General features: G+C 67.5%; 18 protein-coding genes. 10 read left to right on the forward strand and 8 right to left on the reverse strand.

Translation table 11 applies throughout. The features are described from left to right. Together ACRDU5_RS11300 and ACRDU5_RS11305 are read right to left on the reverse strand one after the other, a co-directional pair. On the reverse strand, nucleotides 1-1,777 hold a 1,777-nt coding region (locus tag ACRDU5_RS11300), incomplete at its 3' end, for an ATP-binding protein (protein ID WP_526614598.1). Nucleotides 1,778-1,795: 18 nt separating this feature from the next. Further along, on the reverse strand, nucleotides 1,796-2,476 hold the full coding sequence (locus ACRDU5_RS11305; RefSeq protein ID WP_526614599.1) for an MBL fold metallo-hydrolase: 681 nt from the start codon (nucleotides 2,474-2,476) through the stop codon (nucleotides 1,796-1,798). Between the two features lie 33 nt (nucleotides 2,477-2,509). On the opposite strand from ACRDU5_RS11305, the gene ACRDU5_RS11310 reads away from it, so the two are divergent. The 3 genes from ACRDU5_RS11310 to ACRDU5_RS11320 all read left to right on the forward strand — a co-directional run bounded on the left by ACRDU5_RS11310 (nucleotide 2,510) and on the right by ACRDU5_RS11320 (nucleotide 7,830). After that, complete coding sequence (locus ACRDU5_RS11310) at nucleotides 2,510-3,982, forward strand: class I adenylate-forming enzyme family protein (RefSeq protein ID WP_526614601.1); 1,473 nt, start codon at nucleotides 2,510-2,512, stop codon at nucleotides 3,980-3,982. 122 nt (nucleotides 3,983-4,104) lie between these two features. Next, nucleotides 4,105-7,011, forward strand: coding sequence for an excinuclease ABC subunit UvrA (gene uvrA / locus ACRDU5_RS11315; RefSeq protein WP_526614602.1), 2,907 nt, complete (start codon nucleotides 4,105-4,107; stop codon nucleotides 7,009-7,011). Nucleotides 7,012-7,062: 51 nt separating this feature from the next. Then, a complete protein-coding gene (locus ACRDU5_RS11320) occupies nucleotides 7,063-7,830 on the forward strand; it encodes an SDR family oxidoreductase (protein WP_526614604.1) in 768 nt (255 codons plus the stop codon). On the opposite strand, the gene ACRDU5_RS11325 is transcribed toward ACRDU5_RS11320, so the two are convergent. The 4 genes from ACRDU5_RS11325 to ACRDU5_RS11340 are packed head-to-tail and all read right to left on the reverse strand — an operon-like array spanning nucleotide 7,813 to nucleotide 12,978. Beyond that, on the reverse strand, nucleotides 7,813-8,985 hold the full coding sequence (locus ACRDU5_RS11325) for a DNA glycosylase AlkZ-like family protein (RefSeq protein ID WP_526614605.1): 1,173 nt from the start codon (nucleotides 8,983-8,985) through the stop codon (nucleotides 7,813-7,815). The two genes, ACRDU5_RS11320 and ACRDU5_RS11325, sit on opposite strands and share 18 nt — an antisense overlap. A 3-nt stretch (nucleotides 8,986-8,988) precedes the next feature. Further along, on the reverse strand, nucleotides 8,989-9,285 hold the full coding sequence (locus ACRDU5_RS11330) for a hypothetical protein (RefSeq protein WP_526614606.1): 297 nt from the start codon (nucleotides 9,283-9,285) through the stop codon (nucleotides 8,989-8,991). Nucleotides 9,286-9,306: 21 nt separating this feature from the next. Then, nucleotides 9,307-12,624, reverse strand: coding sequence for a bifunctional lysylphosphatidylglycerol synthetase/lysine--tRNA ligase LysX (lysX, locus tag ACRDU5_RS11335; RefSeq protein WP_526614607.1), 3,318 nt, complete (start codon nucleotides 12,622-12,624; stop codon nucleotides 9,307-9,309). A 21-nt stretch (nucleotides 12,625-12,645) separates the two neighbouring features. Continuing rightward, nucleotides 12,646-12,978, reverse strand: a complete 333-nt coding sequence (locus ACRDU5_RS11340; RefSeq protein ID WP_526614609.1) for a DUF1844 domain-containing protein — start codon at nucleotides 12,976-12,978, stop codon at nucleotides 12,646-12,648. Between the two features lie 222 nt (nucleotides 12,979-13,200). Between ACRDU5_RS11340 and infC the strand changes: the two genes are divergently transcribed. Genes infC through ACRDU5_RS11360 form a run of 4 tightly spaced genes read left to right on the forward strand, consistent with a single transcriptional unit; the run spans nucleotide 13,201 to nucleotide 15,276 of the window. Continuing rightward, a complete protein-coding gene (infC, locus tag ACRDU5_RS11345; RefSeq protein ID WP_526614739.1) occupies nucleotides 13,201-13,803 on the forward strand; it encodes a translation initiation factor IF-3 in 603 nt (200 codons plus the stop codon). A gap of 12 nt (nucleotides 13,804-13,815) precedes the next feature. Beyond that, nucleotides 13,816-14,010, forward strand: a complete 195-nt coding sequence (gene rpmI, locus ACRDU5_RS11350) for a 50S ribosomal protein L35 (protein WP_526614611.1) — start codon at nucleotides 13,816-13,818, stop codon at nucleotides 14,008-14,010. Nucleotides 14,011-14,059: 49 nt separating this feature from the next. Then, the gene (gene rplT / locus ACRDU5_RS11355; RefSeq protein WP_526614612.1) at nucleotides 14,060-14,479 is read left to right on the forward strand and encodes a 50S ribosomal protein L20; all 420 of its coding nucleotides are present in this window, start codon (nucleotides 14,060-14,062) and stop codon (nucleotides 14,477-14,479) included. Continuing rightward, the gene (locus ACRDU5_RS11360; RefSeq protein ID WP_526614740.1) at nucleotides 14,476-15,276 is read left to right on the forward strand and encodes a TrmH family RNA methyltransferase; all 801 of its coding nucleotides are present in this window, start codon (nucleotides 14,476-14,478) and stop codon (nucleotides 15,274-15,276) included. Before rplT ends, ACRDU5_RS11360 begins: the two co-directional genes overlap by 4 nt. Before the next feature lie 33 nt (nucleotides 15,277-15,309). Here the strand turns inward: ACRDU5_RS11360 and ACRDU5_RS11365 are convergent, their stop codons facing one another. Further along, nucleotides 15,310-16,554, reverse strand: coding sequence for an acyl-CoA dehydrogenase family protein (locus ACRDU5_RS11365; RefSeq protein ID WP_526614614.1), 1,245 nt, complete (start codon nucleotides 16,552-16,554; stop codon nucleotides 15,310-15,312). Between the two features lie 9 nt (nucleotides 16,555-16,563). Beyond that, a complete protein-coding gene (locus tag ACRDU5_RS11370) occupies nucleotides 16,564-17,586 on the reverse strand; it encodes an oxygenase MpaB family protein (protein ID WP_526614615.1) in 1,023 nt (340 codons plus the stop codon). An 89-nt stretch (nucleotides 17,587-17,675) separates the two neighbouring features. On the opposite strand from ACRDU5_RS11370, the gene ACRDU5_RS11375 reads away from it, so the two are divergent. From ACRDU5_RS11375 to pheT, 3 genes are read left to right on the forward strand one after another with little or no spacing between them, the layout of a single operon-like run. Further along, entirely contained in the window at nucleotides 17,676-18,560 is an 885-nt protein-coding gene (locus tag ACRDU5_RS11375; RefSeq protein WP_526614616.1) for an adenylate/guanylate cyclase domain-containing protein, read from the forward strand. A gap of 7 nt (nucleotides 18,561-18,567) precedes the next feature. Then, nucleotides 18,568-19,611: a phenylalanine--tRNA ligase subunit alpha gene (gene pheS, locus ACRDU5_RS11380; RefSeq protein ID WP_526614617.1), complete on the forward strand. Its 1,044-nt coding sequence runs from the start codon at nucleotides 18,568-18,570 to the stop codon at nucleotides 19,609-19,611. Next, on the forward strand, nucleotides 19,611-22,094 hold the full coding sequence (gene pheT, locus ACRDU5_RS11385) for a phenylalanine--tRNA ligase subunit beta (RefSeq protein WP_526614619.1): 2,484 nt from the start codon (nucleotides 19,611-19,613) through the stop codon (nucleotides 22,092-22,094). The genes pheS and pheT overlap by 1 nt, the downstream gene beginning before the upstream one ends. Nucleotides 22,095-22,102 lie beyond the last annotated feature (8 nt).

Genomic DNA, 22,102 nt, shown 5'->3' on the forward strand with positions numbered 1-22,102 from the left:
CCCGATCGGATCTGAGCTGCGTCTCGTATGCGACGCTGCGGATAAGGGGTTGGTGAAACACATACTCGGGCTGTCGAGTGAACGTGACCTGATCGATGAGTTGAGCCGCCAGCAGGTCGTCGACCACAGGGTCGATGCCAAGCGCCGTCAACAGGTCAGCGCCGAACCGTGACCCGACTACCGCAGCTGCGCTCAACGTTCGTTTAGCCTTCGGGTCGAGTCGATCGATGCGTGAAGCGATGGTCGCCTGCAACGTCGCAGGCACACTGACCTCCGCTGCCTCTGCGGCGGCCACGTACGAGCGTGGTTTACCTTGCAGCACACCACGTTCCGCCAGCTCGAGAACGATTTCTTCGGCGAAGAACGGTGTGCCTGCGGACCTTTCGATGATCGCCTCGCCCAGCGTACCGACAGAGGGGTCGGTTCCGAGCAGATCCGAAACGAGCGCCGCGGTCTCGGGATCGCTAAGCGGCGCGAGGGCGAACGTGTGTGCCCCCGGCACCTGTGCCATCGCGCCGCGGTACTCGGGACGGTAGGTGATCAGCGTCAGCAAGGGCGTTTGGGGGACCACGGCGAGGAAGTCGGCGAACATCGACTCACTGGCCTCGTCCATCCAATGCGCATCTTCTATGACGTAGACCGCCGGGGCCTGCGTGGCCAGCGTCGCAGCATTCACCATCGCGGTCAGTCGCCGCCGACGGGCGTCTGGGTCGATTTGGGGCAGCTGAGCATCGGGATCACCGATGCCCAGCAGATCCTCGAACAAGGCCAAGTCCTCGGCGTCGACGTCGCTTGGCTGCGCCCCGACGAGTGCGCGAGCGCTCGCCCCGTCGAGGCCCTCGACTCCCGTCGCTGCCCTGAACAGCCTCTTGACGACATGGAATGGGACGTGACTGGTGTGCGATTCGCAGAACGTGGTGAATACATCCACGCCACGTTCGCTGGCCATCGCCGCAAGTTCGCGCGCAAGTCGGCTCTTGCCGATGCCGGCAGGCCCGGACACCCCGACGATGGCGCCTTGGCCGTCTATTGCCCTGTCCAAGAGTCCCTCAAGTGCCGACATCTCCCACCGCCGGCCGACGAGGGTCGATTCGGTGCGGACGACAGCGCGTTCCCGGCCGATGCCGAGCAGGCGACAGGCGGGGACGGGTTCGTCGGCGCCCTTGATCTGAGCCAACTCCGGCGTACCCAAAGTCGCCACCGCATCCACGAGTCGCGCGGTGGACGCGCTCAGCATGACGCCGCCCGGCGGGGCGGCCGACTCCATCCGCTGTGCCATCCCGACGTGCTCACCGACGGCCGTGTATCCCAGGGCGCCAGAACCGATTTCACCGGCAATTACCTGGCCCGAGTTGAGGCCCACCCGCAGCTGAAGATCTACGCCGTCTTGCCGCTTGACTTCGACGGCTAGGGCCTCCGCTTCTTGCTGAATCCCCAGTGCGGCCAAACACGCTCGCACCGAGTGATCCTCCAATGCCACCGGCGCGCCGAACACCGCCATGATGCCGTCGCCGGTGAACTTGTCCACGGTGCCGTCGTAACGCTGCACCACCGAGATCGCAATATCGACCAGTTCGGCCATGATCTCGCGCAACCGCTCGGGGCCGACGGCCGCTGCGATGTCCATCGAGCGGACGACATCGGCGAACAGGACCGTGACCTGCTTGTACTCGGCCGCCGATTGCGTGGCGCCCCCGACCGGGGTGCCACACTCGCTACAGAACTTGGCTGTCGCGCCTACCGCAGTGCCGCACAGCCCGCAGCGTGTGTCGTCCACGCCGATATCGTGTCACCGTCACCAGCCGCGTTCTCTCCACTCGGCGAGATTGGGGCGCTCGGTACCCAGCGTGGTGTCGTCGCCGTGACCCGGATAGACGACCGTCGAGTCGCCGTAGACGTTGAACACCCGGTTGGTCACGTCGTCGAGAAGCTTCTCGAAGTCGCCTTTTTTCCACGTCTTGCCCACGCCGCCGGGGAACAGACAGTCACCGGTGAACAGGTGGGTCGCCCCAGTTTCCGGGTCCGCTCCGTCCAGTGCCAGCGCGACCGACCCCGGTGTGTGGCCCTGCAGATGGATGACATCGAACGACAGCTCGCCGATCTGAATCGTGTCCCCGTTGGCCAGTAGCCGGTCGGGTTTGACGGGGAGGGGCTCGGCGTCCAGTTGGTGGGTGGCCGTCGGTGCGCCGGTGGCCCCGGCGACCGCCGACAGCGCCTGCCAGTGGTCGAAGTGCTGGTGACTGGTCACGATGAGCGACAGCTTGGGGGCGTATCGCTCGATGAGTTCGAGCAGGATGTCGCCGTCGTTCGCGGCATCGATGAGTAGTGTTTCGCCGGTTTGGGAACAGGTGACCAGGTATGCGTTGTTGTCCATCGGGCCCACCGAAACCTTGACGATGGACGCGCCCGGAATGGTGCGCCGGGCGCCCGTCCCGGGATCGACGTGCCCGGTGTAGTTATCGTCGACAACAGTCATGTCGTCACCGTAGTCGCCGCGAGACTGGAGCGTATGCCCGCATTAGGTCGACTGATATCGCATCACGCCGGCGAGGCAACCGCGCTCGTGCACAACGGTCGCCGGTGGACGTATCGAGAACTCGCCGCCGCCGCGGATGCACTCGCCGAAGCGATGGATGCCGACCGGCTGGCCGGCGAACGGGTCGCGCTGATGCTGCCGAACAGCCCGGAACTGGTGACCACCTACCTCGCGTGTTTCGCCGCCGGTGCCGTCGCGGCGCCGCTCAACCGCCGCTACGCCCCGCCCGAGATCGAGGCGGCGCTGCGCAGGGCGCGCCCCCGGTGGCTCGTCGTGCACGCAGATCGGCTGCACGCGCTAGGACAGGTCGACGACGCGGTGCTGGCCGACATTCGGGTGATCGTCGCCGGCAACGCGAATTCACCTGTGCCGCACGAGGATTACTCCGCATTGCTGGTGGACCGCAACTCGGCACCGCGGCCGCCCGTCGCGCCCGACGCCCCGGCCGTCATGTTCTTCACCTCGGGGTCGACGGGACAGCCCAAGGCGGTCGTGCACAGTCACGCCTCCACGCTGGCGATGCTGACCAGCACGTCGGAGGCGCTCGGCGACGTCCGGTCCGACGACGTGATTCAGGTCTTCGAACCACAAGTGCATGTCAGCGGCTTCATCGCAACCTTCTCCGCATTGCTGGCCGGCGGCACCGTCGTCCTCAACGACGGATTCGACATCGACGCCTACGTTCGGGCGCTGATCGAGCACCGTCCGACCCTGGTGTGCACACACGTTGACGTGTTGGCGCAACTGCTGCGCGCACCCGGGGTGTGCCGGGACTGGTTCTCCTCTCTGCGTGGCGTGTACACCGGCGGCGACACCGTGCCGGCTGCGCTGCAGCGGGAGTTTGTCGAGGTCACCGGCTTGCCGATCGGAGTCGGCTACGGGATGACCGAAGCGATCTGGCTCACGGTGCAACGCGAGCCGCGCACCGACCGCGACGGCTGCATCGGACGACCGGTGCGAGACGTCCGGCTGCGGCTCGACGACGCGACGGGCGAACTCTTGGTCGCCGGCCCGATGGTGATGCTGAGGTACTGGGACGAAGACGCGCGCACCGCCGACACGCTGAGAAACGGGTGGCTTCATACCGGCGATCTCGGGCAGCAGGATGCCGATGGCGTGTGGTGGTTCACCGGCCGGATCAAGGACGTGATTGTGCGGCGCACGTCGAAGATCACCCCGGGGGAGATCGAGGCCGCGTTGGATCAGCATCCGGACGTCGCGATGGCGGCCGTCATCGGCGCCCCCGATGCCGACGAGGGCCAGGTGCCGGTGGCGTTCGTGGTGCCGCGACCCGGCGCGGCGCCGCCGGCGGACGATCTGGTCGCCTTCCTGCGCGAGCGTATCGCCGGCTACAAAATCCCCGCCCGCGTCCACGTGCGCTCGTCGCTGCCGCTCACCGCGAGCGGAAAGATTTCTCGGCATGACCTCTCCGAAGACGGCCCATAGTTATGAGCTGGCCGACTCCGCCTTGTCGGTGGCGCCACATAGCATGGGCATGAACTCTGTCGTGCGGGAGGGACCGCGATGAGCGCTTGCGCGAAGAGCAAGGAGTCTGAGAAAGGACACAGTTGTCTGAGCGCCTGATCATCAAGGGTGCGCGGGAGCACAACCTTCGAAGCATCGACCTCGACCTACCTCGGGATGCGCTGATCGTCTTCACCGGGCTGTCCGGGTCCGGCAAGTCGTCACTGGCCTTTGACACCATCTTCGCCGAGGGCCAGCGGCGCTACGTCGAGTCGCTGTCGGCGTATGCCCGGCAGTTCCTCGGCCAGATGGACAAGCCCGACGTCGACTTCATCGAGGGCCTGTCGCCCGCGGTCTCCATCGACCAGAAGTCCACTAACCGCAACCCGCGGTCGACGGTGGGAACCATCACCGAGGTCTACGACTATCTGCGGTTGTTGTACGCGCGGGCCGGGACACCGCATTGCCCGGTGTGCGATGAGCGGATCGCTCGCCAGACGCCCCAGCAGATCGTCGACCAGGTGCTCGCAATGGACGAGGGCCTGCGGTTTCAGGTGCTCGCGCCGGTGGTGCGGACCCGCAAGGGCGAGTTCGTCGACCTGTTCGACAAGCTGAACACCCAGGGATACAGCCGCGTTCGGGTCGACGGCGTGGTGTATCCGCTGACCGACCCGCCGACGCTGAAAAAGCAGGAGAAACACGATATCGAGGTGGTCGTGGACCGGCTCACGGTCAAGGCGTCCGCCAAGCAGCGGCTGACCGATTCGGTCGAGACGGCGCTCAAGCTGGCCGATGGCATCGTGGTGCTGGAGTTCGTCGACCGCGACGACGACCACCCGCATCGTGAGCAGCGGTTTTCCGAGAAACTGGCCTGCCCGAACGGGCACCCGCTGGCCGTCGACGATCTCGAGCCGCGGTCGTTCTCGTTCAACTCGCCCTACGGGGCCTGCCCGGAGTGCACCGGCCTGGGCATCCGCAAGGAGGTCGACCCCGACCTCGTCATCCCGGATCCGGAGCTCACGCTGGCCGAGGGCGCGGTGGCGCCGTGGTCCATGGGCCAGACCGCCGAGTACTTCACCCGCATGTTGGCCGGGCTGGGTGACTCGCTGGGCTTCGACGTGGACACTCCGTGGCGCAAGCTGCCGGCCAAGGCGCGCACCGCGATTCTGGAGGGCTGCGACGAGCAGGTGCACGTGCGGTACCGGAACCGTTACGGCCGAACCCGGTCGTACTACGCCGATTTCGAGGGCGTGATGGCGTTTCTGCAGCGGCGCATGGAGCAGACCGACTCCGAGCAGATGAAGGAGCGCTACGAGGGCTTCATGCGCGACGTTCCGTGCCCGGAGTGCGACGGCACCCGGCTGAAGCCGGAGATCCTGGCCGTCACGTTGTCGGCAGGGAAGCGTGGCAAGAAGTCGATCGCCGAAGTCGCCGAGCTCTCGATCGCCGACTGTGCTGACTTCCTCAATGCACTCACCCTCGGGAAGCGTGAGCAGGCGATCGCCGGACAGGTGCTCAAGGAGATCCAGTCGCGACTCGGCTTCCTGCTCGACGTCGGCCTGGAGTATCTCTCCCTGTCGCGCGCGGCGGCGACGCTGTCCGGCGGTGAGGCGCAACGCATTCGGCTCGCCACCCAGATCGGTTCCGGACTCGTCGGCGTCCTGTATGTGCTCGACGAGCCGTCGATCGGTCTGCATCAGCGTGACAACCGCCGGTTGATCGAAACCCTGTTGCGGCTGAGGGATCTGGGCAACACGTTGATCGTCGTCGAGCACGACCTGGACACCATCGCGCACGCCGACTGGGTAGTGGACATCGGCCCGATGGCGGGGGAGCACGGCGGGCGGATCGTGCACAGCGGCCCGTACGACGAGCTGTTGCGCAACCGCGATTCGCTTACCGGTGCTTACCTTTCCGGCAAGGAGAGCATCGAGATACCCGTCATCCGCCGGCCGTTCGACCGCCGGCGGCAACTCACCGTGGTGGGTGCCCGGGAGCACAACCTGCGCGAGATCGACGTGTCTTTCCCACTCGGTGTGCTGACCTCGGTCACGGGCGTGTCGGGCTCGGGGAAGTCGACCTTGGTGAACGACATCCTGGCGTCCGTGCTGGCCAACAAGCTCAACGGGGCGCGACTGGTGCCGGGGCGGCACACCCGGGTCAACGGCCTCGACAACGTGGACAAGCTGGTCCGGGTGGACCAGTCACCGATCGGCCGGACGCCGCGGTCCAACCCGGCCACCTATACCGGGGTGTTCGACAAGATCCGCTCGCTGTTCGCCGCGACCACAGAGGCCAAGGTCCGCGGCTATCAACCGGGCCGGTTCTCGTTCAACGTCAAGGGTGGCCGCTGCGAGGCGTGCTCGGGCGACGGCACCATCAAGATCGAGATGAACTTCCTGCCCGACGTGTATGTGCCCTGCGAGGTGTGTCACGGCGCGCGTTACAACCGGGAAACCCTCGAGGTGCACTACAAGGGCAAGACCATCTCGGAGGTCCTGGACATGTCGATCGAGGACGCGGCCGAGTTTTTCGCGCCGATCACGTCCATTCACCGGTATCTGCAGACGCTGGTCGACGTGGGACTGGGCTACGTGCGGCTCGGGCAGCCCGCCCCGACGCTGTCCGGCGGGGAGGCGCAGCGGGTGAAGCTGTCCGCCGAACTCCAGAAGCGCTCGACCGGCCGCACGGTCTACATCCTCGACGAGCCCACCACCGGTCTGCACTTCGAGGACATTCGCAAGCTGCTCGCGGTCCTCAACGGCCTTGTGGACAAAGGCAATACGGTCATCGTCATCGAGCACAATCTCGATGTGATCAAGACGTCCGACTGGATCGTCGACCTCGGCCCGGAGGGCGGTGCCGCCGGCGGCACCGTGATCGCGGAGGGCACGCCGGAAGATGTCGCGGCGATCCCGCAGAGCTATACCGGCAAGTTCCTCTCCGACGTGGTGGGCGCCTCGGTCCCCGCTCCGGCGCCGGCACGGCGGCGCCGCAAGGTCAGCGCGTGAGGTATGTTCTCCTCGGCTGAGAATGCCGTTACCGAGATCGGCGAGGAGAGTATGTCGAGAACAGTAGTGGTCGGCGCGTCGAGTGGGCTCGGGCGCTGCATTGGTGTCGGACTGGCACAGCGCGGCGATCAGGTGGCTCTGCTCGCCCGGCGCCGTGACCGAATAGAGGCTGCGGCGAAGGAGGCGGGGCCGGGAGCGATCGGAATCGAGTGCGACGTCACCGACCAGGCCTCGTGCCGTTCGGCCATCGGTGAGGCCGCGGACTCACTGGGTGGCATCGACAACGTGGTCTACGCACCCGCCATCGGTCCGCTGGTCCGGTTGGTCGATACCGACGCCGAAACATGGGGGCGCGTGTTCGCGACCAATGTCACCGGTGCGGCCCTGACGACGGCGGCAGCCATTCCGCACCTGACGGCATCGGCGGGCAAGGTGGTCTATCTGTCCTCGGACGCCGGCAGTTTCGCTCCGCCATGGCCTGGCCTCGGCGCCTACGGCGTCAGCAAGGCCGCGCTGGAGAGACTTATCGAGGCGTGGCGCGCCGAACACCCCGATATCGGGTTCACGTCCCTCATCGTCGGGGAATGCCAAGGCGGCGAGGGTGACTCGCGAACGGGATTCAACGTCGACTGGGATCGGGAGCTCGCAGCCGAGAACTATCCGATTTGGTTGGCGCGGGGGTGCATGCCCGGCCAGTTGATGCCGGTCGAGGATCTGGTCGAGGTGGTGCACACGGTCCTGCGGACCGACGCCGCGACGGCGATGCCGGTCGTGGTGGCGCGGGGTGCGCCCGCCCGCCCGTCAGCCACCGGCTCTTGACACCGGCGAGGGGAAGCGCGGGCTGATCCGCACGCCGCCGAGCCAATCCGTCAGTTCGTCCGCCCGCCGCGCCAGGGCCTGCTGGGCGTCCCGTCCGACGTCCTCCAGCAGCCGCACCTGCACCCGCCCGTCGGCGTCCTGGCCCCAGCCGCCGACCACTCGCCCGTTCCACCAGGCCGTGGGGCCGGCGTTGCCGTTGGTGTCGAACACCTGGCCGCGATGGGCGCCGAGATACCAGTCGCGGTCGTACCAGCCCATCGTGCTGACATCCAGGCCCGGCAGCAGCGCGCCCCAGGGTTCGGGCTCCGGTTCGGGGTCCAGATCGTGGTGCAGCGCGTAACCCGGCGTGCCGTCCAGGTCGACCTCGACCGCGTCGATGTCGCGCAGCGCGTGCCGCGCCCAGGTCAACGTGTTGCCGAACCACCACTTGATGTCGGTGACGGTGGCCGGTCCGAACGCCCGCAGCCAGGCGCAGACCAATTTCGCGCGGGCCGATTCGATTGCCGCGGCTTCGGCGCTCGGGCTCAGCCAATGTGACGCGGCGGCCCACCGCGGCCGCGATACCGTCCAGGCGCCGTCGTTCGGGCCGCGGACGATGTCGCCGCGCACCGACAGCACGGTCAGCACCCGCGGGGACAGCGGAGTGTCTCCGCCCCAACGCTTTCCGGGCGCCGGGTCATAGCTGCCCGCCAGCTCGGGCAGGGCTTCCCGCAATTGCCTGGCGCTGGTCGGACCATGGTCGGTCAGATGCGCCAGCACCGCCTCGCACGCCCGGTCCAGCCACCGGTCTCCGTCGGCCGCCACGCCCGCCTTCTGCACGTCGGCGACCAACCGTCGCCGTTCGTTGTCGGCCACCCGGTCACTGGCCGCGGCCTGGACGACGGGCAGGTCCTCGACGCGTACCACCCACAACGTGCGGCGCATCGCGAGATGTTTGGCCAGCGTGCGGTGCTGGTACAACTCGGCGTCAAGGTCGGCGACGGTGAAACCCGGCACGCGGGCCCACAGTGAGAGGTAGGGCGTGGCGGGGTCGGTGGCATGCAGCCCGACGAGCGCGCCGGTGATCGTCGTTATCGGTTCGGCCGCCCGGTCGGGTGTCAGGTAATGCCGGCGTGCCAATCGCGCCCGCCGTTCGGCGGGATCGAAAGACCGCACCGCTCAGGAATTGTCGCGCTGCTCGGAGTCGTCGCGCATCGACTCGCGGATCTGCTCCAGGCGCTCGGCGGCGGCCCGCTGGCGCTCTTCGTACTGCTCCTCGACCGTTTGGCCTTCGGGAGTCTCCGCGGCCAGCTCGGTGGCGCCGATGGCGGTGCCGTACCGCGTATCGATCTTCTCCCGCACCGACTCGAACGTCGGCACGCCGCCGGGCGTATAGCCGGTATCTTCAGGCGGCGCCGGCGCGGCCTGCTCCTCCGAGTCAGCCGGGGCAGGCTCGGGTTTCGGTTCATCGGGCATGCCGTCACCGTACTCCGCGGCCTAGCGCGGTTTGGCCAACGGGAACGGCAGTGTCTCGCGGATGCTGCGGCCGGTGATCAGCATGACGACCCGGTCCACCCCCATGCCGAGCCCGCCGGTGGGCGGCATCGCGTACTCCATGGCTTGCAGGAAGTCCTCGTCGAGCTCCATCGCCTCGGGATCGCCGCCCGCGGCCAGCAGCGACTGCTCCTGTAGCCGCCTGCGCTGTTCGACCGGATCGGTCAGCTCGCTGTAGGCGGTGCCCAGCTCGACCCCCCAGGCCACCAGGTCCCAGCGTTCGGCGATGCCGGGGACGCTGCGGTGCGGCCTGGTCAACGGCGACACGGACGTCGGGAAATCCTTGTAAAAGGTGGGCTCCTCGGTGCGGTCCTCGACCAGCCGCTCGTAGAGTTCGAGCACCACCGCGCCGGCGTCCCAATGGGTCAGGTAGGGGATGTCGGCGGCGTCGCACAGCTTGCGCAGCGTCGCCAGGTCGGTGTCGGGCCCGATCTGTTCGCCGAGCGCCTCGGACACCGCGCTGTGCACCGTCTTGACCGCCCACCTGCCCGAGATGTCGACGGGTTCCAGCGCGCCGTCTGTGCTGTTTGGGCGCGGACGCAGAAACACGTGCTCGCCGTTGGCGGCCAGCGCGGCGTTCTGGATCAGCTCGCGACAGCCGTCGATCCACACGTTGTAGTCGGCATGCGCCTGGTAGGCCTCCAGCAGCGTGAACTCCGGGTTGTGACTGAAGTCCACGCCCTCGTTGCGGAACGCCCGGCCCAGCTCGAAGACCCGCTCGACACCGCCGACGCACAATCGCTTCAGGTACAGCTCGGGCGCGATGCGCAGATACAGGTCCAGGTCGTAGGCGTTGATGTAGGTGAGGAATGGCCGCGCATTGGCGCCACCGTGGATCTGCTGCAGGATCGGGGTCTCGACCTCCAAAAACCCCTTACCGACCAGGGTTTCGCGGATCGCATGCAGAACTCCGCTGCGGGCGCGAATGAGGTCACGAGCATCGGTGTTGATGGCCAGGTCGACATATCGGGCGCGGACCCGCGCCTCCTGATCGGTCAGGCCCTTCCACTTGTCGGGCAGCGGGCGCAGGCACTTGCCGGTCAGTCGCCAGCCGTGTGCCATCAGTGATGGCGTGCCCGACTTGCTGTGGCCCATGGTGCCGGTCACCTCGATCAGGTCGCCCAGATCAATGGCATGGGTGAAATCGACGGTCGTTCCCTTTTCCAGCCGCGAATTATCGAGCAGCAGTTGGACTTCGCCGGACCAGTCGCGCAGCTGAGCGAACAGCACGCCGCCGTAGTCGCGGATCCGCAGCACCCGCCCGGCCACCGTCACGCCTGCGTCGTCGTCGGCCTCGAGCGCCTGCGCGATGGTGTGACTGGGTTCCTGGCCGACGGGGTAGGCGTCGACGCCGTCGTCCTGCAATGCCTTGAGCTTGGCCATCCGGACCCGAACCTGTTCGGGCAGCCGTTGCTGGTCCTCGTCATCGGGCAGGTCGGCCTGCAGCTCCCCGAGATCGGGCGCGCTGCCGTCGTGGTGCAGCAACCCGGTTGCCACCAGATTTTCTGGTGCGGATATGTGATGGCCGGTGTGGGGTTGGGTGTTGCGGCGCGAAAACGGCAGCACCAGAAAGCCTTCGGCGATCACCGACGCGACACCGACCCGGGGAACGAGCCTTGCGTCCTCATAGCAGGCGTACCGCGGCACCCATTCGGGTTGGTACTTCATGTTCGACCGGTACAGCGTCTCGAGCTGCCACCAGCGGGAGAAGAACACCAACAGCCAGCGCCAGAGCCGCGCCACCGGACCGGCCCCTAGCTGGGCGCCCTGCTCGAACGCCGATCGGAACATCGCGAAGTTCAGCGAGATCCTCGTCACCCCAATACCTTCGGACTGCATACACAGCTCGCTGACCATCAATTCGATCGTGCCGTTGGGCGATTGCGGCGAGCGGCGCATCAGATCCAGCGAAACGCCATTGTTGCCCCACGGCACCAGTGACAGCATTGCGAGGACGTTCTGGTCATTCTGTACGGCCTCGACCAGCAGGCAGTCGCTGTCCGCGGCATCGCCGAGCCGGCCCAACGCCATCGAGAAACCCCGCTCGGTCTCGGTGTCACGCCAGGCGTCGGCCCGCCTGATCACCTCGGCCATCTCTTCGGCGGTGATGTCGCGATGCCGACGGGTCCGCACCGTCAGCCCGGCCCGCCGCGCCCGGGTCACCGCCTGGCGGACGGCGCGCATGTCGGGCCCGGACAGCCGGAAGCTGTCCGGGTGCAGGATCGCTTCGTCGCCGAGTTGCAGGGCGTTCAGCCCGGCTTCTCGGAAGGCTTCGGCCGCAGCGGAACTGGCGCCCATCACGCCGGGCGCCCAGCCGTATTCCTGGCACAGCCGCAGCCACGCCTCGATGGCCTGCGGCCAGGCCTTCGGATCACCCACCGGGTCGCCACTGGCCAGACAGACGCCGACCTCGACGCGATAGGCGATGGCGGCACGGCCGTTGGGCGCGAACACCACCGCCTTGTCGCGGCGGGTGGCGAAGTAACCCAGTGAGTCGTTCTTGCCGAACACCTCCAGCAGTCCGCGGATGGCGGATTCGTCCTCGCCGGTCAGCGCGTTCTCGGCACGCTGCGATCGGAACAGCACGATCGCCGCGACCATCAGCGCCAGCGCGCCGAACAGGCCCAGCAGTGCGTTGACGAATACGTGAGGATGGCCGGAGAACGAATCAGAGGCGGCGCCCGCGAAGGCGCCAACCCTGTTCAGCGCGTACCAGAATCGGTCTTCGCGGGCCAGGGTGCCCGGGAAGAGCTCCAACAGTCCCCACCCGACGAGAGTGCCGATCGCCATGCCGGCGACCAGAACCGCCGCCGCCTTCAGCAGTGCCCCCCGGCGAACCTTCGCCCAGAACTCCTTGCGGGCAAGAACCAGGAAGGCGATGGCGGCGACATGGAAGACCAGACCGATGACCTCGCCGATGTCTTCGACGATCGTTTCGTCGCCGGCGATCAGGTCGCCGACGTTCCAGCCGATCGCGGCGATCATGTATCCCACCAGGATCAACCACGCGAGGCGCTTGCGGGCCGCCAGGGCCGCCGCCAGCAGGGCCAGCACGAAGGCCCAGGCGAAGCTGGTGTCGGGGAAGTTGAAGATGTAGTCGTTGACGAACTCCCGCGGCACCTTGATGATCCATCGGATCAGCGGCGAGATGCTCGCGAGCAGCGAGAGAGTGGCGATGACGCCGACGGTCCAGCCGGCCGCCGCAGGGACCCACGAGTATCGGGACGTCGGCCGCGCCCTCGGCGGGCTAGTCAGGGTCATAGGCCGCGAGGATATTCCGTATCAGACCGGGCCGGTGTATTTCTCGCCCGGACCGTGTCCCGGTTCATCTGGGACGGCGCTGGATTCACGGAACGCCAACTGCAGGCTGCGCAATCCATCGCGGACCGGTCCGGCGTGCGGCCCGAGGTATTCCGCTGAGCCGGTCACCAGACCGGCCAACGCGGTGATCAGCCGGCGCGCCTCGTCGAGATCGCGATGCGCGCTGTCGTCAGGGCTTTCCGACGACAGCCCGAGCTTCTCCGCCGCGGCGCTCATCAGCATCACCGCCGCCCGGGTGATCACTTCGACCGCGGGAATTTCGGCCAGCTCACGGATGTTCGGGTCACCGGTCATGCCTGATAGACTGACATGCGCGACCGTCCCGGCGTACGCCAGGACAGCAAGTGGAGTCCCACTCCCACCGCTGGCCAATCCGGCTCAGCGGTCCGGTCACAGCCACCTGCGTGGTGGCTGTCCTGGTCGGTATTGGGCCCTGCTTCGTGCAGGGCTTTTCTGTTCTGATGAGCAGGGTGCTGATGGCGTGGGCTCCTCGAAGAGGACAACATAGGAGGCCCCATCAGCACTGAGACCCGCGTCAACGAGCGCATTCGGGTACCCGAAGTCCGCCTGATCGGACCAGGTGGTGAGCAGGTAGGCATCGTGCGCATCGAAGACGCACTCCGCGTCGCCGTGGACGCCGATCTCGACCTTGTCGAAGTAGCCCCGAACGCCAGACCTCCGGTCTGCAAGATCATGGACTACGGCAAGTACAAGTACGAAACGGCGCAGAAGGCACGCGAGTCTCGCAAGAACCAGCAGCAGACCGTCGTCAAGGAACAGAAATTGCGACCCAAGATCGACGACCACGACTACCAGACCAAGAAGGGTCACGTGGTGCGCTTCCTGGAAGCCGGGTCCAAGGTCAAGGTCACCATCATGTTCCGCGGACGCGAGCAGTCGCGGCCCGAGCTGGGCTACCGGCTGCTGCAGCGGCTGGGCGCCGACGTCGCCGACTACGGCTTCGTCGAGACGTCGGCCAAGCAGGACGGACGCAACATGACGATGGTGCTGGCACCGCACCGCGGCGCGAAGACTCGCGCCAGGGCGGCGCAACAGGCCGAGCATGCTCCCGAGACAGCTGAACCTGAACCCCAAGGCTCCGACGTAGCACAGAACTGAGGACTAGAAAATATGCCCAAGGCGAAGACCCATAGCGGCGCTGCCAAGCGGTTCCGGCGCACCGGAACCGGAAAGATCGTGCGCCAGAAAGCCAACCGCAGGCACCTGCTGGAGTACAAGCCGAGCACCCGCACCCGCCGCCTCGAGGGGCGCACCGAGGTGTCGGCGAAGGACAAGCGGCGCATCAAGAAGCTGCTCAGCGGCTGATTCGCAAGACGCACCGGCCTTTTGGCCCGAACGAGAATAGGAACACCTCATGGCACGCGTAAAGCGCGCAGTCAACGCCCATAAGAAGCGGCGCACCATACTCAAGGCCTCGAAGGGATACCGGGGTCAGCGGTCACGGCTGTACCGCAAAGCCAAAGAGCAGCAGCTGCATTCACTGACGTATGCCTACCGCGACCGGCGTGCCCGCAAGGGTGAGTTCCGCAAGCTGTGGATCTCCCGAATCAACGCAGCAGCCCGCGCCAACGACATCACCTACAACCGGCTGATCCAGGGCCTGAAGGCCGCCGGTGTCGAGGTGGACCGCAAGAACCTCGCCGAGATCGCCGTCAGCGACCCGGCCGCGTTCACCGCGCTGGTCGAGGTCGCCAAGGGTGCGCTGCCCGAAGACGTCAACGCGCCTTCCGGAGCCGCTCGGCCGGCGACATCAGACGCCGGCGAGGCCGCCTGACGCTCACCGAGCGCTCCGCCCGGGTGGCGGCCGCAGTCAAGCTGCATCGCCACGTCGGACGGCGCCGTGCCGGCCGCTTCCTCGCCGAGGGGCCCAACCTGGTCGAGGCGGCACTGCGGCGCGATCTGGTGGTCGAGGCGTTCGCCACCGAGGCCGCAGCGCAGCGGTTTGCGCCGATCCTGGGCGACGTGCCGGTCCATCTGGTCACCGAGCGCGCCGCAAAAACGTTGTCGGACACCATCACGCCGGTCGGCCTTGTCGCCGTCTGTGATGTGCCGACCACCGACCTGCAGGACGTGCTCGCCGATGCACCGCGACTGGTCGCGGTCGCGGTGGAGATCTCGGAGCCGGGCAACGCCGGCACGCTCATTCGCATCGCCGACGCGATGGGCGCGGACGCGGTGGTACTGGCCGGCCACAGCGTCGACCCCTACAACGGCAAGTGCCTGCGCGCCTCGGCGGGCAGCATCTTCTCGATCCCGGTGGTTTCCGACCAAGACGCCGGACGGGCGGTTGGCGCGCTGCGCGACGCCGGCCTGCAGGTGCTGGCGACCACCGTCGACGGCGAAACCAGCCTCGATGACGCCGACCTGTCGCAGCCGACGGCGTGGTTGTTCGGGCCCGAAGCCCATGGACTGCCAACCGAATTGGCGGGCATGGCGGCGCACCGCGTGAACATACCGATGCCGGGTGGCGCGGAGAGCCTCAATGTGGCCGCCGCCGCCGCGATCTGCCTGTATCAGAGCGCACGGGCACATCGTGGCCAGCAGACGCAAAGGTCCCGCGACACGCCGTGAACCGGGGACTTTTACGTCTGCTCGCGCAGGAAACTAGCCGCTGAGCAGTCCGCGGGCGACGTGGGTGATCTGCACCTCGTTACTGCCCGCGTAGATCATCAACGACTTGGCGTCGCGAGCGAGCTGTTCCACCCGGTACTCGGTCATGTAGCCGTTGCCGCCGAACAACTGCACGGCGTCCATCGCCACGTCGGTGGCCGCCTGGGAGCAGTACCACTTGATCGCCGACGCCTCGGCAAGTGATAACTCGGCACCGGTCTGTGCCGCCTCGATGACGCGGAAGAGCATGTTGCGCACGTTCATTCGGGCCACTTCCATGCTGGCCAGCTTGAGTTGGATCAACTGGAACTGGCCGATCTCCTGGCCCCACAGCTTGCGGTTCTTGGCGTAGTCCACAGACAGTTTCAGGCACTCCTCGATGACGCCCAGCGCCATCGCGGCCACCCCGATCCGCTCGGTGGAGAAGTTCGAGCGCGCGCTGTCACGGCCATCGCCGACCTTGTTGTCCTCGGTCTCGCCCAACAGCCGGTCCCGGCCCAGCCGGACATTGTTGAAGAACAACTCGCCGGTGCGTGAGCTGTGAATGCCCATCTTGCGGAACGGCTTTGACTGGACGAAGCCCTCCATCCCGCGATCCAGCACGAATGTCAGCACCTTGCGGTCGCGCTTGTCGATCGTCGGGTCGCCCTCGTCCAGCTTGGCGTAGACCACCACCACATCGGCGTCGGGGCCGTTCGTGATGAACGTCTTCTGCCCGTTGAGGACGTAGTCGTCACCGTCGCGCACCACGTAGGACTTCATGCCGCCGAACGCGTCCGAGCCGGAGTCGGGCTCGGTGATCGCCCAGGCGCCGACCTTCTCGTAGGTCACCAAGCCCGGCAGCCAGCGCTCCTGCTGGGCCAGCGTGCCGCGGCCGGCGATGGTCGGCACCGTCAGGCCGAGGCTGACGCCCATCCCGGTCACGACACCCATGCACACCCGGCACAGTTCGCTGACCACGACGAAGCCCATGCCGGCCTGGGCGGCATCGCCGCCGAACATGCCGCCAGAGCCGTCGGAATCGGACTTCGCGGTGCCTTCGCGCATCCGGGCCAGCCGCTTCTCCAGTGACTCGCGCGCTATCGCGTCGATGCCGAAGGTGACGAACAACTTGCGAATGATGGGGTACGGCTCCATCTCGCCGCTTTCCAGGGCATCCACATGTGGGCGGACCTCTTTGTCCACGAACTGCCGTACCGCGTCGCGTACTGCTACGTCGACATCAGACCAATCGAGCATGACCACAGCCTATGCTGCGGTGCTGCGGCCCCGCGCCGGGCGTAGGCCGGCGAGCGAGAAGGTGGTGTGCACCAACGAGCCGGCGCGATCCAGCAGCGTCTTGCGCGGCGGCACATAGTGCATGGGCAGTCCGTGCCGGTCCCGCGGCGGCGCCATGAACGCGGGCGCCTCGACCAGCGGAGCGTCGTCCGCAACACGTCCGGATGCGCGGCGATAGGCGGCCAGCGCGCGCGGATGCAGCCGAATTTCGTCGGGGACCGCCACGAAGGCCAGTTCCACCAACTTGCCGAACAGCCGCAGCAGGACCTCGTCGCCGGCGGTCCAGCGCATGCCGGTCTTCTCGCGGACCGCGGGGTCGAACAGCCCGGCCGCGATCCAGCGTTGCCCGGCGACCATCGGTTTGAACAGCTGATCCCAGATCGGGGTCGGCATCAGCACGAACCACGGCTTGGGAATCCGGATCGAGAAGATGTCCAGCGTGGCGCGGTTGATTTCGAGCTCCTCGCTGCACACCCGGTCCCAGTACTCCTGAAATTCCTCCCAGGTCTTCGGCACCGGTCGCATGCTCATGCCGTACATCGCGTACCAGTGCACATGCTCGTCGAAGAGCTGACGCTTCTCCGCCTCGGTCAACCCGCCGCAAAAGTACTCGGCGGTCTTGATGACGAGCATGAAGAACGTGGCGTGCGCCCAATAGAACGTCTCGGGGTTCAGCGCGTGATAGCGCCGCCCGTCGGCGTCGACTCCCTTGATGGTGGCGTGGTAGCCCTTGATTTGCTGGCCGGTGTGCGCGGCCCGTTCGCCGTCGTAGACAACGCCCATGATCGGGTATACCGAGCGGGCTACCCGCTGCAGCGGCTCGCGCAGCAGGATGGAGTGCTCCTGCACGCCGGCGCCGAGCTCGGGATACATGTTCTGCAGCGCACCGATCCAGACACCCATCATTCCGGTACGCAGATCACCGAAGTATTTCCAGGTCAGGGAGTCGGGGCCGAGCGGATCGGCCGAATCGGTGGGCCGGCTACTGGTCACATTCTTCACAATAATATTGACAACGCGCGTTGTCCATTATTTCGGGGGCGCGTCGCGGCCTCCTGACGACGGACATCTAGTCTTGCGCTGTGGATGGCGAATCGTTCGACGAACGATCCGGCCGTATCGGAGAAATGGAGCAGCTACCGGATCGACCGGAGCTGCAGAAACGTTCATCGGGGCCGTTGGAGTGGCTGCGCACTACCAATCACAGGCCGGCTGTCGTCAAGTTGATCCGGCGCGCCCGTCGAGCCCTGCCCGGCGACCCCGAGTTCGGAGATCCGTTGTCCGCGACCGGTGTTGGCGGTCCGAGCGCCGCCGCCCGCGCGGCCGACCGGCTGCTGGAGCGCGATGCCGCTTCACGTGAAGTGAGCCTGGCCGGGCTGCAGATCTGGCAGGCGCTGACTGAACGGGTTTCCGGGAAGCCGGCGAATCGCGAGGTGACGCTGGTCTTCACGGATCTGGTCGGGTTTTCGTCGTGGGCACTGAAGGCCGGAGACGACGCCACGCTGAAGCTGCTGCGCCGGGTGGCCCAGGTCGTCGAGCCGCCACTGCTGGAGGCCGGTGGGCAAATCGTCAAGCGGATGGGTGACGGCACCATGGCGGTATTCGCCGACCCAGCCACCGCTGTGCGTGCCATACGAATGGGCCTCGATGCGGTGAAAGGCATTGAGGTGGATGGCTATACGCCACGAATGCGGGTTGGCGTGCATACCGGCCGGCCGCAGCGGATCGGCTCGGACTGGCTCGGCGTCGACGTCAACATCGCCGCGCGGGTGATGGAGCGCGCCACCAGGGGCGGGCTTATCGTGTCCCAGGCCACCCTCGACCGGATCTCCGATGAGGACTTCGAGCAGTTGGGGGTCACCGCCAAACGGGTACGCAAGCAAGTGTTTACGCCCAAGCAAGACGGGGTGCCCGCGGATCTGGCGATGTACCGCTTGACGTCGAAGTCACCTGCCGATCACCTATGATCGCCGGGTGGCTGATCAGCCGGTAGATCTGTCGGAGGAAACGCTGGCCAAGGTGGTCAGCGCGGCCCGGCATGCCTTCGATCTGGCCGGAGACCTCGACGCGTTGGCCCGCGCCAAGACCGAGCATCTCGGCGACCGCTCGCCGGTCGCGCTGGCCCGCCAGGCGCTGGGATCGTTACCGAAGGCCGACCGCGCCGACGCCGGACGGCGGGTGAACCTCGCCCGCGCCGCGGCGCAGCGCGGCTACGACGAGCGCCTCGAGGTGCTGCGGGCCGAGCGCGACGCCGCGGTGCTGGTGGCCGAGCGCATCGATGTGACACTGCCGTCGACGCGGCAGCCGATCGGCGCCCGCCACCCGATCACGATCCTGGCCGAGCATGTGGCCGACACGTTCGTCGCGATGGGCTGGGAGCTCGCGGAGGGACCCGAGGTCGAGACCGAGCAGTTCAACTTCGACGCGTTGAACTTCCCGCCCGACCATCCGGCGCGCAGCGAGCAGGACACCTTCCAGATCGCGCCGGACGGATCGCGGCAGGTGCTGCGCACGCACACCTCGCCCGTGCAGATCCGCGCGCTGCTGGAGCGCGAGCTTCCGGTGTACGTCGTGTCGATCGGCCGCACGTTCCGCACCGACGAGCTGGACGCCACCCACACCCCGGTCTTCCATCAGGTCGAGGGCCTGGCGGTGGACCGCGGCCTGACGATGGCGCACCTGCGCGGCACCCTGGACGCGTTCGCGCGTTCCGAGTTCGGGCCGCAGGGGCGCACTCGGTTCCGTCCCCACTTCTTCCCGTTCACCGAGCCGTCGGCCGAGGTCGACGTGTGGTTCGCCAACAAGAAGGGCGGCCCCGGCTGGGTGGAATGGGGCGGCTGTGGCATGGTCAACCCAAATGTGTTGCGCGCCTGCGGTATCGATCCCGAGGTCTATTCTGGTTTCGCATTCGGCATGGGGCTGGAGCGCACCCTGCAGTTCCGCAACGGGATCCCGGATATGCGCGACATGGTCGAGGGCGACGTGCGGTTCTCCCTGCCGTTCGGGGTAGAGGCCTGATGCGGGTTCCGTACAGCTGGCTGCGCGAAGTCGTCGCCGCCGGCGCGCCGGAGTGGGAATCCTCCGCCGACGAGCTCGAGCAGACGCTGATCCGCATCGGCCACGAGGTCGAGGAGGTCATTCCCGTGGGGCCGGTGAGCGGCCCGCTGACCATCGCCCACGTGCTCGAGATCGAGGAGCTCACCGAGTTCAAGAAGCCGATCCGCGCGGTCAAGATCGACATCGGCGAAGCGGAGCCCCGCGACATCGTCTGCGGTGCAACGAACTTCGCCGTCGGCGACCATGTGGTGCTCGCGCTTCCCGGCACCACGCTGCCCGGCGATTACACCATCACCTCACGCAAGACGTACGGCCGAACTTCCGAGGGCATGATCTGCTCGGCGGCCGAACTCCATTTGGGCACAGACCATTCCGGTATCCTGGTGCTGCCGCGTGGCACCGCCGAGCCCGGCGATGACGCCGCCGCGGTGCTCGGCCTGGACGATGTGGTGTTCCATATGGCCATCACGCCGGACCGCGGCTACTGCCTGTCGGTGCGCGGCTTGGCCCGCGAAATCGCCTGCGCCTATGACCTTGACTTCGTCGACCCCGCCAATGTGCCGACGCTGCCCGCCGAGGGCGACGCCTGGCCGCTGACCGTACAGCCGGGCACCGGGGTCCAGCGGTTCACGCTGCGGCCGGTGTCGGGTATCGACCCGGCCGCGGTGTCGCCGTGGTGGATGCAGCGCCGACTGCTGCTGAGCGGCATCCGGGCGATCTCGCCTGCCGTCGACGTCACCAACTACGTCATGCTCGAGCTCGGCCATCCCATGCACGCCCACGATCGCAGCCGTATCAGCGGCGGGTTCGACGTGCGGTTGGCTAACCCGGGGGAGACCGTCGTCACGCTGGATGACATCGAACGCAAGCTGGACCCGCGCGACGTCCTCATCGTCGACGACGTGGCCACGGCGGCCATCGGCGGCATCATGGGCGCGGGCACAACCGAAATGCGCGACGACACCACCGATGTGCTGCTGGAGGCCGCGGTGTGGGATCCCGCAGCGGTGTCCCGCACCCAGCGCCGCCTGCACCTGACCAGCGAGTCGGGCCGGCGCTACGAGCGTGCGGTCGACCCGGCCATCTCGGTCGCCGCACTGGACCGGGCGTCGATGCTGCTGGCGGACATCGCCGGTGGCACGATCGAGCCGAAGCTCACCGACTGGCGGGGGGACCCGCCGCGCGACGACTGGTCGCACTCCCCGATAGAGATGCCCGCCGACCTGCCCGACCACACGGCCGGCGTCCAGTACCCCGAGGGAACCTCGCGGCGACGGCTGACCCAGATCGGCGCCGAGGTGACCGGCGACGAACGGTTAACGGTGACGCCGCCGAGCTGGCGCCCCGACCTGGTGCAGCCCGCCGACCTGGTCGAGGAGGTGCTGCGGCTGGAGGACTTCGAGATCATCCCGTCCGTGCTGCCGCTGGCACCGCCCGGGCGCGGATTGACGCCGATCCAGCAGCGACGCCGTGCGATCGGAAAGTCGCTGGCGCTCAACGGCTATGTCGAGGTGTTGCCGACGCCGTTTTTGCCCGCCGGGGTGTTCGACGCGTGGGGCCTGCCGGCCGACGATTCTCGGCGGTCCACCACCGACGTGGTGAACCCGCTGGAGTCGGACCGCCCTCAGCTGGCCACCACGCTGCTGCCGGGACTGCTGGAGGCGTTGGCGCGCAATGTCTCTCGCGGTGCGGTCGACGTGTCCCTGTACGCCATCGCACAAGTGGTGCAGCCGACCGCCGAAACCCGGGCGGTGGAGCTGATTCCGACAGATCGCCGGCCCACCGACGCCGAGATCGCCACACTCGACCGCTCGTTGCCCGAGCAACCGCAGCACGTCGGCGTCGTGCTGGCCGGACTGCGCGAACCCGCCGGCCCGTGGGGGCCCGGCCGGCCCGCCCAGGCCGGCGACGCGTTCGAAGCGGTGCGCATCGTCGGGCGCGCCGCCGGTGTCGAGCTGACGCTTCGGCCCGGGCAGTACCTGCCCTGGCATCCCGGGCGCTGCGCGGAGGTGCTCGTCGGCGACACCGTGGTCGGCCACGCCGGCCAACTGCACCCGGCCGTCATCGAGCGGGCCGCCCTGCCGAAGGGCGCCTGCGCCGTCGAGCTCAACCTCGACGCCATCCCGATCACCCAGGCGTTGCCGGCGCCGGCGGTGTCGCCGTTTCCGGCGGTATTCCAGGACATCAGCCTGGTCGTCGAGGCCGACGTGGCCGCCCAAACCGTGGTCGACGCCGTCCGCGAGGGTGCCGGGGAGCTGCTGGAGGACGTCCGGCTGTTCGACGTCTACACCGGCCCGCAGATCGGCGACGGCCGCAAGTCGCTCGCCCTGGCGCTGCGGTTCCGGGCACCCGACCGCACGCTGACCGAGGACGAGGCCAGCGCGGCCCGCGCGGCCGCGGTAGCGCGGGCCGCCGAGCTGGTCGGCGCCGTGCAGCGGGCCTGATGGGAATT

It is taken from the genome of Mycobacterium sp., assembly GCF_050701515.1.
Classification (GTDB): Bacteria; Actinomycetota; Actinomycetes; order Mycobacteriales; family Mycobacteriaceae; genus Mycobacterium.

What these genes read in the sequence shown, in the direction of transcription:
- ACRDU5_RS11305 (WP_526614599.1), bottom strand. Translation starts at nt 2,476, where the DNA reads ATGACTGTTGTCGACGATAACTACACCGGGCACGTCGATCCCGGGACG.
- ACRDU5_RS11310 (WP_526614601.1), top strand. Translation starts at nt 2,510, where the DNA reads ATGCCCGCATTAGGTCGACTGATATCGCATCACGCCGGCGAGGCAACC.
- ACRDU5_RS11320 (WP_526614604.1), top strand. Translation starts at nt 7,063, where the DNA reads ATGTCGAGAACAGTAGTGGTCGGCGCGTCGAGTGGGCTCGGGCGCTGC.
- ACRDU5_RS11330 (WP_526614606.1), bottom strand. Translation starts at nt 9,285, where the DNA reads ATGCCCGATGAACCGAAACCCGAGCCTGCCCCGGCTGACTCGGAGGAG.
- lysX (WP_526614607.1), bottom strand. Translation starts at nt 12,624, where the DNA reads ATGACCCTGACTAGCCCGCCGAGGGCGCGGCCGACGTCCCGATACTCG.
- ACRDU5_RS11340 (WP_526614609.1), bottom strand. Translation starts at nt 12,978, where the DNA reads ATGACCGGTGACCCGAACATCCGTGAGCTGGCCGAAATTCCCGCGGTC.
- rpmI (WP_526614611.1), top strand. Translation starts at nt 13,816, where the DNA reads ATGCCCAAGGCGAAGACCCATAGCGGCGCTGCCAAGCGGTTCCGGCGC.
- rplT (WP_526614612.1), top strand. Translation starts at nt 14,060, where the DNA reads ATGGCACGCGTAAAGCGCGCAGTCAACGCCCATAAGAAGCGGCGCACC.
- ACRDU5_RS11365 (WP_526614614.1), bottom strand. Translation starts at nt 16,554, where the DNA reads ATGCTCGATTGGTCTGATGTCGACGTAGCAGTACGCGACGCGGTACGG.
- pheT (WP_526614619.1), top strand. Translation starts at nt 19,611, where the DNA reads ATGCGGGTTCCGTACAGCTGGCTGCGCGAAGTCGTCGCCGCCGGCGCG.